Annotated in this window: 5 protein-coding genes; 3 read left to right on the top strand and 2 right to left on the bottom strand. The window is 60.9% G+C overall.

Going from position 1 to position 9,096, the window contains the following annotated elements:
- Positions 1-1,295: 1,295 nt before the first annotated feature.
- Positions 1,296-1,649 carry a DUF3147 family protein gene (locus AAF555_04480; protein ID MEM6910819.1) on the bottom strand — a complete coding sequence of 118 codons (354 nt, stop codon included), beginning with the start codon at positions 1,647-1,649 and terminating at the stop codon, positions 1,296-1,298.
- Between the two features lie 464 nt (positions 1,650-2,113).
- The gene (locus AAF555_04475; GenBank protein ID MEM6910818.1) at positions 2,114-5,500 is read right to left on the bottom strand and encodes a transglutaminase family protein; all 3,387 of its coding nucleotides are present in this window, start codon (positions 5,498-5,500) and stop codon (positions 2,114-2,116) included.
- A 245-nt stretch (positions 5,501-5,745) separates the two neighbouring features.
- On the opposite strand from AAF555_04475, the gene AAF555_04470 reads away from it, so the two are divergent.
- Genes AAF555_04470 through AAF555_04460 form a run of 3 tightly spaced genes read left to right on the top strand, consistent with a single transcriptional unit; the run spans position 5,746 to position 9,082 of the window.
- Positions 5,746-6,405, top strand: coding sequence for a TetR/AcrR family transcriptional regulator (locus tag AAF555_04470; GenBank protein MEM6910817.1), 660 nt, complete (start codon positions 5,746-5,748; stop codon positions 6,403-6,405).
- Positions 6,392-7,834: a TolC family protein gene (locus AAF555_04465; protein MEM6910816.1), complete on the top strand. Its 1,443-nt coding sequence runs from the start codon at positions 6,392-6,394 to the stop codon at positions 7,832-7,834. The genes AAF555_04470 and AAF555_04465 overlap by 14 nt, the downstream gene beginning before the upstream one ends.
- 18 nt (positions 7,835-7,852) lie before the next feature.
- Positions 7,853-9,082, top strand: coding sequence for an efflux RND transporter periplasmic adaptor subunit (locus tag AAF555_04460; GenBank protein ID MEM6910815.1), 1,230 nt, complete (start codon positions 7,853-7,855; stop codon positions 9,080-9,082).
- The last annotated feature ends 14 nt before the right edge of the window (positions 9,083-9,096 follow it).

The following is a 9,096-nucleotide window of genomic DNA, read 5'->3' as shown; positions in this document are numbered from 1 at the left end:
GCTTCCATTGCGAGGCCTTCCGCTAACGCTCCAGCCCCCTCCATTCCACCTCTCCAACGACAACAAACTAACCACCTCACCCCTCACTTCAGCTTCAACTAAATCCAACTCTTTTTGGCTCCGTTAGGGAGACCACTTCACTTCTCTCCCATTATTTTCCGCGAAGAGCCACTTCTATTATTATTGGCGAATTTGAGGCATGGCTATTTAAGGCAAAAAAGAAAATAAAGGCGGCGATTTTGTAAAAATAGTTTATGAAGGGGGTTGGGCGACAATCCATTACAACAAATAGGGGTCAGGCAACAGCCTGACAAATATTGACTCTTTTAACCGAGGAGACGAGCTGAACTTGGCAGCTCAACGAACTCGGACAGAGAATCGGCATGGAATGCGGCGGCACCATCCCCGGCCTCAGCGACGGCGTGCTCAAATACGGCTACAACGAGAAAGGAGAAGTCGCCGCCGCAGACCATAACGCCGAGCCTAACTACAGCACGCCCGGCAGCAACCTCACCGACTGGAACTACACTTACGACGAGATCGGCAACCGCAAAAGCTACTCAAGGAGCGCCGGCGCTGAGTCCCGCGAACGCGGAGATCTCGCCCGCTCCCACCCGCATCAACGACCTTCACCTCAACCCCATCTGATACCAATCTCCAGAATTCACTGGAAGAATGGAGGGAAGGTGTTGTGGGGAAGAGGCGCTGAAGCGCGGGGAAGGAAGAGCCGGAGTCTTTCGAGCCAGCCCAGCGTTGCTCCTCGGTTACGGTGCCTGCACCGCGCCCTCGTCGCGCCTTGGCCTGGCCCGAAATCCACTCGGCCATTTTACCAGCCAATTCCGCAGCTTGGTATGAGCCGGACTCTTTGAGAAGAGACTGGAAAACTACTCCTGTAGCTTGCTACTCGACTACCTCAGGCCGCCCAGCAAACGGTCCAGCTGGCTCAAAGCTACTGTTGGCTTTGCGGCCTGCCAGATCAGCCAAGACAGCGCCAAAAAACCGGGCCTAGCTGGAAACCTTCGAAGACTGAGCTTGGAGCGGAGGGTTACGCTGCATCGAGAAGTCATTGTTTAAACCACGAAGATCTACCTGAAAAACGCCTAGCCTTGGTGGGCCGCGACGTCCCCGGCGCGGCGGGTGCGATGAGCCGATGTGCAAACCACTCACCCACCCAAGGGCTTTCCGGCTAGCTATCACTTGGGTAAGGCTGCACCCAGAACAAAAAGTCTCCCCCCACCGCGCCGGGGACGTCGCGGGCCACCGGGGATAGCTTGCTGCTCTGGTTTCTGGAGGGCTTAGGGGAGGAGTTCGAGGCCGAAGCGTTTTCCGATGAGGGCCAGGCCGCCAAAGCAGGCGAATGTGAGGACGCAAGCGGCCGCGAGGGTGACGAGGAAGGGAATGCCTTTGTTCAGCATCCAGGGAAGGAGGAGGAACATGGGTAAGGTGGGGAGGACATACCAGAAGGTATACCAGGCGTGGTTGGCGATTTTTTCGGTGCTTTGTTTCTCAGCGTAGAGCCAACACATGGCCAGAAGGGTGACCAATGGCAGAGAGGCGATGAGTGCGCCGAGTCGATCGCTACGCCGGGCGATCTCTGAAACGAGAACCACCAGTCCAGCGGTAATCAGGTATTTAAGGACGAGGGGCATGGCTGCTCCATCGCTTGTGGGGGTGAGGTTTTCAAGGCTTCACCGTGATGTCCACCAGTGAGTGCGGTGAGGGAGCGTTCCGGGAGTTCAAGGCGGGGGGGTGCCTCTTTCACCTGTAATACCAACCTCCAGAATTCACTGGTAGAATGGAGGGAAGGTGTTGTGGGGAAGAGGCGCTGAAGCGTGGGGAAGGGAGAGCCGGTGTCTTTCGAGCCAGGCCTGCGTTGCTCCTCGGTTACGGTGCCTGCACCGCGCCCTCGTCGCGCCTTGGTCTGGCCCGAAATCCACTCGGCCATTCTACCAGCCAATTCTGGAGCTTGGTATAAGTGGGACTTCCTCGCAAAAAAGGGGCAGGTGAGAATGCGTCATCATGACGACCCCTTTCGCGCTGCGACCTGGAGGGCAATTCTCTCGAAATTCACGCTGCCGTTCTGCCAGTTTATCCGGCAGCTGGCTGACCAGGCTTAGCGAGAGGTGGCGAGGCGACGGGTTTCGGCGGCCCGGCGCATGTCGAGCGTGACTGGGAATTCTTCGATGGCTTCTTCGTCCAGTGGCTGGAGATCGCGGGGGCGGAGTCCTTGCTGGTGGCCATGGCTTTGGAAGCGGGAGAGGCGTCGCCCTTCGGCTTCGTAAGCATTGACCGGTGCGGTCTCAGGGTTGCGTCCCCCGGGGTGGGCCACGTGGTAGGTGCAGCCGCCGAGAGAGCGGTCGCTCCAGGTGTCGAAGAGGTCGATCTGGAGCGGGCTGTCGAGTGGGGTGAAGGGGTGGAGGGAGGAGTGGGGGTTCCAGGCTTTGTAGCGGATGCCGGCCACATATTCTCCGTGGGTCCCGGTGCTGCGAAGCGGGATTTGGCGCCCATTGCAGGCCAGGACATGCCGCCGGTCGGTCAAACCGGTCACTTTGACCTGAATGCGCTCGATGGAGGAGTCGACGTAGCGGGCGGTGCCGCCAGCGGCCGATTCCTCGCCCAGGACGGTCCATGGCTCGATGGCGTTGCGGACTTCCAGCTCGATCCCATCGTAGTCGACCGTGCCCACGAGCGGAAAGCGGAACTCTACGAAGGGTTCAAACCAGTCGAGTTCCATGGGGAAGCCGCTCGCGGTGAGGTCTTCGGCCACGTCCTTCATGTCCTGGCGACAGAAGTGGGGGAGCATGAATTTGTCATGCAGCTCGGTGCCCCAGCGCACGAGGCGTTTGTCGTAGGGCTGCTCCCAGAATTTGGCCAGGAGGGTGCGCAGGAGGACGTTTTGCACGAGGCTCATTTGGGGGTGAGGGGGCATTTCGAAGCCGCGGAATTCGACGATGCCGAGGCGTCCGGTCGAGCTGTCTGGGGAGAAGAGTTTGTCGATGCAGAATTCCGCCCGGTGGGTGTTGCCGGTGAGGTCGGTCAGGAAGTTGCGCAAGGCGCGGTCGACGATCCAGGGCTGCTGGACCTCGCCTTTGGGGATGCCTTGGAAGGCGACTTCGAGGTCGTAGAGGCGATCGGTCCGGGCTTCGTCGACTCGCGGTGCCTGGCTGGTGGGGCCAATGAAGAGGCCCGAGAAGAGGTAGGAGAGGGCCGGGTGATGCTGCCAGTAGGTGAGGAAGCTTTGGAGCAGTTCTGGGCGACGGAGAAAGGGGCTCTCCGCGGGGATTTCCCCCCCGATGGTGACGTGGTTGCCCCCTCCGGTGCCGGTGTGGCGGCCATCGTGGAGGAATTTGTCCGTGCCGAGTCGGCTGGCGCGAGCTTCCCGGTAGAGGGTTTCGGTGATGAATTTCTGCTCTTCCCAGCTTTTGGCCGGGTGGGTGTTGACTTCGATGACGCCGGGATCCGGGGTGATCTTGAAGTTTTGCAGTCGATGGTCGTGAGGGGGCTCATAACCCTCCAGGACGAGGGGCAGGTCGAGTTCTTTGGCGGTGATTTCAGCCGCCGCCACGAGCTCGAGGTAGTGTTCGAGGTGATTGGCGGGTGGGAGGAAGAGGTGCACTTTTCCCTGACGGGGCTGGACGGTCATGGCGGTGAAGGCTTGCAGCTCACCTTCCTCGAGGTGGACGGGATCATCCGTGGGGAAGAGGCTTTGGAGGGCCTGCTGAGGGCCGCTGCGGCCCATGCCGATCGATTCCATCCAAGCCTGCACGTCGGGAAGGAATTCCTGGTAACGGTTGGCGAATTTTTCGAGCGGGTTTTGCAGTTCTTCGAGCGCTTCCAAGGGTGAGCGGTCAAAGGGCAGAGGACGCTTGTCCTCAGGAATCCAGGGCAAGGAGCGAAGAGGCAGGCGCAGGCCCATAGGGGAGGAGCCGGGCATGAGGAACATGTGCGGGCGGCGGAAGACCCAGTCGCTGCTGGTCCATTTGTCTACCCGGTGATCCCATTGCAAGGGGATGGCGTAGCCGGTGGCGGTTTTGAGGCCCTGGTCGAGGGTGCGGACGAGGTTGGCCCGCTCGAAGTCTTCATCGAGCTTCCAGTGATGGGGGTCGGTATTGTAGGGGAGAGTCCCTTCCTTCCAGAGATAGAAGAAGAGGTCTTCGTAGCCGGGGACGACGTGGGGCTGGACGCCGAGGACTTCGGTGAAGCGTCGGGCAAAGCGTTCCGCGTCTTCGATGCCATGTCCGTAGTCGATGGCGGTGTCGGCCAGGAGTTCGGGATGATGCCAGAGCGGCTGGCCGTCTTTGCGCCAGTAACACTGCTCGGCCCAGCGGGGGAGGTCCTCTCCGGGATACCATTTTCCCTGGGTGTGCAGGAGGAGGCCGCCCGGTCCGAAGTGGTCTTTCATTTTGCGCAAGAGCACGTTGGCGAGGCGGCGTTTTTGGGGGCCGTCGGCGGCGGTGTTCCACTCGGCTTCGTCCGGGTGGTCCAGCGCCACGAAGGTGGGCTCCCCTCCGGTGGTCATTTTCACGCCGAGGTCGGCAAGTCGCCGGTCGGCCAGCTTTCCGAGGGCGTCGATTTTTTCCCACTGCGCGGGCTGGTAGGGTTGGGTCACGCGCGGGGCTTCTCGGATGCGGTAGACTTCGTTTGAGAAGTCGAAGGTGGTTTCACATTCGCTGGTGCGCCCTTCGATGGGGGCGGCGCTCCGGAAGTGGGGCGCGGCCGCCAGGGGGATGTGGCCCTCCCCTGCGAAGAGCCCGGAGGTGGGGTCGAGGCCGATCCAGCCGCCTCCGGGCACGTAGGCTTCGACCCAGGCATGGAGGTCTGTGAAGTCGCTCGGGGGGCCGGAGGGGCCATCGAGACTTTCCTGGTCGGGCTTGAGCTGGATGAGGTAGCCGCTGACAAAGCGTGCCGCCAACCCGAGGTGGCGAAGGAGTTCGACCATGAGCCAGGCGGAGTCCCGGCAGGAACCTTGGCCGCGCTTGAGCGTTTCGTGCGGGGTTTGCACTCCAGGTTCCATGCGGATGCCGTAGTCGACGGCTTGGTAGACCAGTTGATTGACGTCCACCAGGAAGTCTACCGTCCGGCGGGGTGTGAGGTCGACCCGAGCGAGGAAGTCCTTGAAGAGCTGCCCGACCCGGGGGTTGCGCCGGAGGTAGGGGGAGAGTTCTTTTTTGAGGGCCGAGCTGTAGGGGAAGGGAAATTCCTCAGCCGCTTCCTCGAGGAAGAAGTCGAAGGGATTGATGGTCACCATGTCGGCGATGACTTCGACGCTGATTTCCATCCGGCGCATCTTTTCAGGAAAGACGAGGCGGGCCTGGTAATTGCCAAAAGGGTCCTGCTGCCAATTCAGGTAGTGCTCCCCGCCCTCGACCTGAAACGAGTAGCTGAAGATGGGGGTCCGGCAGTGAGGGGCAGGTCGCAGGCGGAAGATGTGCGGGTAATGCTGAACGAGCCGGTCATAGGTGTAGCTCGTGCGGTGCTGAATCGCGACGCGTATCGACATGGCGGAAAGCGGTGGGTCCGAAGGTGCAGAGAGGGGCGCGGCCTATAGCTGTTTTTCCAATCTTCGCAAGCGCAAACCGCGAAGGAGAGGGGGCGCTTTGTTTGGGAACCCTTGAGAATGAATTGGTTAAGAGGGAGGAAAGAATCGTAGGAGAAGAGCCTATTTCTTTCCCACAATCCGCTTGCGTCGTTCAAACGTTTGTTTTAACGGAGTCCAGATCATTCAAACAATCGTTTGATTTCATTGTGACGACTGTGAGCAACGAAGCCGAAGCTGGCACCCGCCAGCGGATCATGGAGACCGCCGAGCGCCTTTTTGCGGAGCAGGGCTTTGAGGCGGTTTCTCTGCGGGAGTTGACGCAGGAGGCTGAGGTGAATCTAGCGGCTGTGCATTATCATTTTGGCGGCAAGGAGGAGCTGATTGACCAGATGACTTCTCGTTACATGAATTGGGTGAATGCGGATCGGCTGGCTCTTTTGGAGAAATTGGAAGAGCGGGGGGAGCCGGCTGAGGTGGCAGAGATCGTGGAGGCCTTTCTCCAGCCTTTGCGAACGGTGGTGAGTCAAAGCGAGCGTTCGGAGGCCATTTTTTACAAGTTCATGGGTCGCTGCATTTCGGAGCGAAACCACCGGCTGCCAAGCGAGGCGGCCGAGCTTTTCCAGCGGATGGTGAGTCGCTTTTCTCAGGCGTTGGAGCGGGCCGTTCCCCATCTGGACGAGGAAGAGCTGCTCTGGCGCTTGCACTTCACGGTCGGCGTGATGGTGCAGACTCTTTTGCACGCCGACTGGCTTCCCACGATTTCGCAAGGCCGCTCCGGCCGGCCCGATTCGGAGACGGTGATGCGTCGGATGACTCAATTTTGCGCCTTTGGCTACCGCGCCCCCGCTACAGATGAAAGCAAGTAAGAGCTTTTTGTTAGGAGTGTCTCTGGTGGGGTCGGCTTGCGTCGGATCCCTGCAAGACATCCGCATGGGAAAGGCGCAAGAGCTAACTCCGGAGCGGTGGTTTGCCACGACCGAGGGGCGGGCCGGCGTGGATCACCAATGGGTCGAGCGATTTGGGGACAAGCGGTTGGAAGCACTCATTGGGGAGGCGCTGGAGAATAATTACGACCTCAAGCTGGCCGGCCTCCGCGTGCAGCAGGCTGAATTCACGGCCAAGCGGGCCATGTCGGATCTCAGCCCCATTTTGAATGGGGGTTTGGATTCTTCGCGTCGGCGCCAGAATTTTATTGGCTTCCCAGAATTCGGGGGCGCGGGCACGCAGGCGCCGGGCGAGGTGCTGGTCAATCGCAACAATAGCTTCGGCGCTTCCCTGGATCTCAGTTGGGAGCTGGATATTTGGGGGCGGGTGCGGGCGGGCGCGCTGGGAGACACGGCGGACGCGCAGGCCGAAGGGCAGGAATTGCGCGCGGCCCGCAGCTCTCTCGTGGCGCAGGTGTCCAAGGCTTGGTTTGCTTTGATCGAGGCCAACCAGCAAGTCGAGAACGCGGAGAGAAGCTTGCAGCTGACCAAGGAGACGGAGCAAATCATTCGCGACCGGTTTGAGATGGGACAGGTGGACGACCAGGGAACGGGCACCGAGCTGCGCTTGGCCATGTCCGATTCAGAAACGCAGCGAGCTCGCCTGAACCAACTGCAAAGGGTCAAGGAAGACTCCCTGCGCCAACTGGAAATCTTGCTCGGGCGTTATCCCCAAGGCGCGCTCGGGGCGGGCAATCGGCTACCGAGCGCGCCTGCCATGCCGCCGGCGGGCCTGCCTTCGGGCTTGCTCCTGCGGCGGCCGGATATTTTGGCGGCCGAGCGACGATACGTCGGCACCAAATTTCGCCTGACGGAGGCCAAGCGGGCCTTTTTCCCGCAGTTCAGTCTGACCGGGAGTGCCGGGACTTCGACGGAGGACTTGGATGAGATCCTCAATAGCGATTTTGGGATTTGGAGTTTGGCCGGCAATTTGACGCAGCCGCTTTTTGTGGGCGGACGGCTCACGACGGAGAAGCGTCTTCGGGAGTTGGCGGACGAGACGGCGGCGGTGGAATTGCAACAGACGGTCTTAGAAGCTTTCCGGGAGGTGGAGACGGCCTTGGCAGTGGAGCGCTTCCTGGCACGGCAGGAGGAGGCGCTCTATTCGGCTCTCCAGCTGGCGGAGGAGGCATCGGTCGAGTCGCGCCGGGACTACGTGGAGGGAGTGGGAGACATTCTCACCCTTTTGAACGCCCAAGGGCTCGTTCTTTCGGCCAGTTCCGATTGGATCACGGTGCGCCGCGAGCGCCTCGAAAATCGCATCGACCTTCATTTGGCCCTGGGAGGCGATTACCAGGCTAAGAAATTGTAATTCGGTAACAGAAAGATCATGGCAACGTCACGACCAAAATTGGCCCTCAAGTGGGGGCTTCTCGGAACCGGAGTGCTCGTCTGGGTAAGCGCCATCGCCTTTCTCATCGTGGGCGGACTCTTCCAGGCAGGACCCAAGGCCGAGAAGAAGGAGCGAGTGGTGGTCCCTCCGGCTGTCCGGATCTTGACGCTCCAAGCAGGTGAGGAGAAGCCCCAGATTTCGACCCAGGGGTTCGTAGAACCTCGGCAGCAGACCGCCCTGGCGGTGCAAGTCAGTGGTCGGGTCGAAAGGGTCCACCCGAACTTTGAGGCGGGGGGGGTCTTTCGGCAGGGTGAGGTGCTGGTGAGTTTGGAAAAAGAAGACTACCAAGCCCAATGGGAGCAGGCCCGCTCGGACTTGGCGGAGGCCAAGCTCACTTTGGAGTTGGAGCGAGCGCGGGCCGAGCAGGCGGCTCGGGATTGGAAGCGGCTCGGCCAAGGAGAGGCCTCTTCTTTGACTTTACGCGAGCCTCAGCTCCGGAGCGCGGTGGCCCGGGTCAAGGCGGCGGAGGCCAATGTGGCCTCGGCGGCCCGCAATCTGGAGCGGACTGAGATCCGCGCGCCTTATGATTGCCGGGTGCTGGCCCAAGACGCCGATGTGGGGGCCTTCCTTTCCCCCGGCATGATGGTCGGCACGGTCTACTCGGTGGCTGACTTTGAGATTCGCCTGCCGGTCTCTCTGGAAGATTATGGGTTCCTGGCCCGGGACGAGGAGGGCAAGCTGGAAGCGTCTGTCCACTTCGAGGGCGAAGTGGGAGGCCAAGTGGTTCGCTGGGAGGGCCGGGTGCTGCGGGAAGAGGGGGCCCTGGAGCGGGAGACGCTTTCCAAGTATCTGGTGGCAAAGGTGCAGCCAAATCAGGAAGCGCCCTTCGGGCTGGAATGGCCGGCGGTGGGGTTCTTTCTGCGGGCGGTGGTGGAAGGGCAGGCCTTGCAGGGGGTGAGTGTGGTCCCGCGCGTGGCGCTCAATCAAGAGGACCAAGTCATGGTGGTGGATGCGGAGAATCGCCTGCGCTTTCGCGATGTGGAAATCCTGCGTTCGCAGCGGGAGACGGTCTATGTCTCGGGTGGGCTGAAGGCGGGGGAGCGGATTATTTTGAGTCGCTTGCAGGCCCCGATCGAAGGCATGGAGGTGAATGTGGCGGAAGAAGTGGACCTCGAAGGAAATGTCCTGGGCCCCAAGGAAGGCCCGCAAATGGCGGACGCCGCCTGACCTTTAGCTCGATA

It is taken from the genome of Verrucomicrobiota bacterium (assembly GCA_039027815.1).
Classification (GTDB): domain Bacteria; phylum Verrucomicrobiota; class Verrucomicrobiia; order Verrucomicrobiales; family JBCCJK01; genus JBCCJK01.
This window is presented reverse-complemented; position numbering and strand designations above follow the sequence as displayed.

Bases quoted from the DNA above. Each gene is read 5' to 3' on its own strand.
- AAF555_04460 (MEM6910815.1), top strand. From the start codon at position 7,853: ATGGCAACGTCACGACCAAAATTGGCCCTCAAGTGGGGGCTTCTCGGA.
- AAF555_04475 (MEM6910818.1), bottom strand. From the start codon at position 5,500: ATGTCGATACGCGTCGCGATTCAGCACCGCACGAGCTACACCTATGAC.
- AAF555_04465 (MEM6910816.1), top strand. From the start codon at position 6,392: ATGAAAGCAAGTAAGAGCTTTTTGTTAGGAGTGTCTCTGGTGGGGTCG.
- AAF555_04480 (MEM6910819.1), bottom strand. From the start codon at position 1,649: ATGCCCCTCGTCCTTAAATACCTGATTACCGCTGGACTGGTGGTTCTC.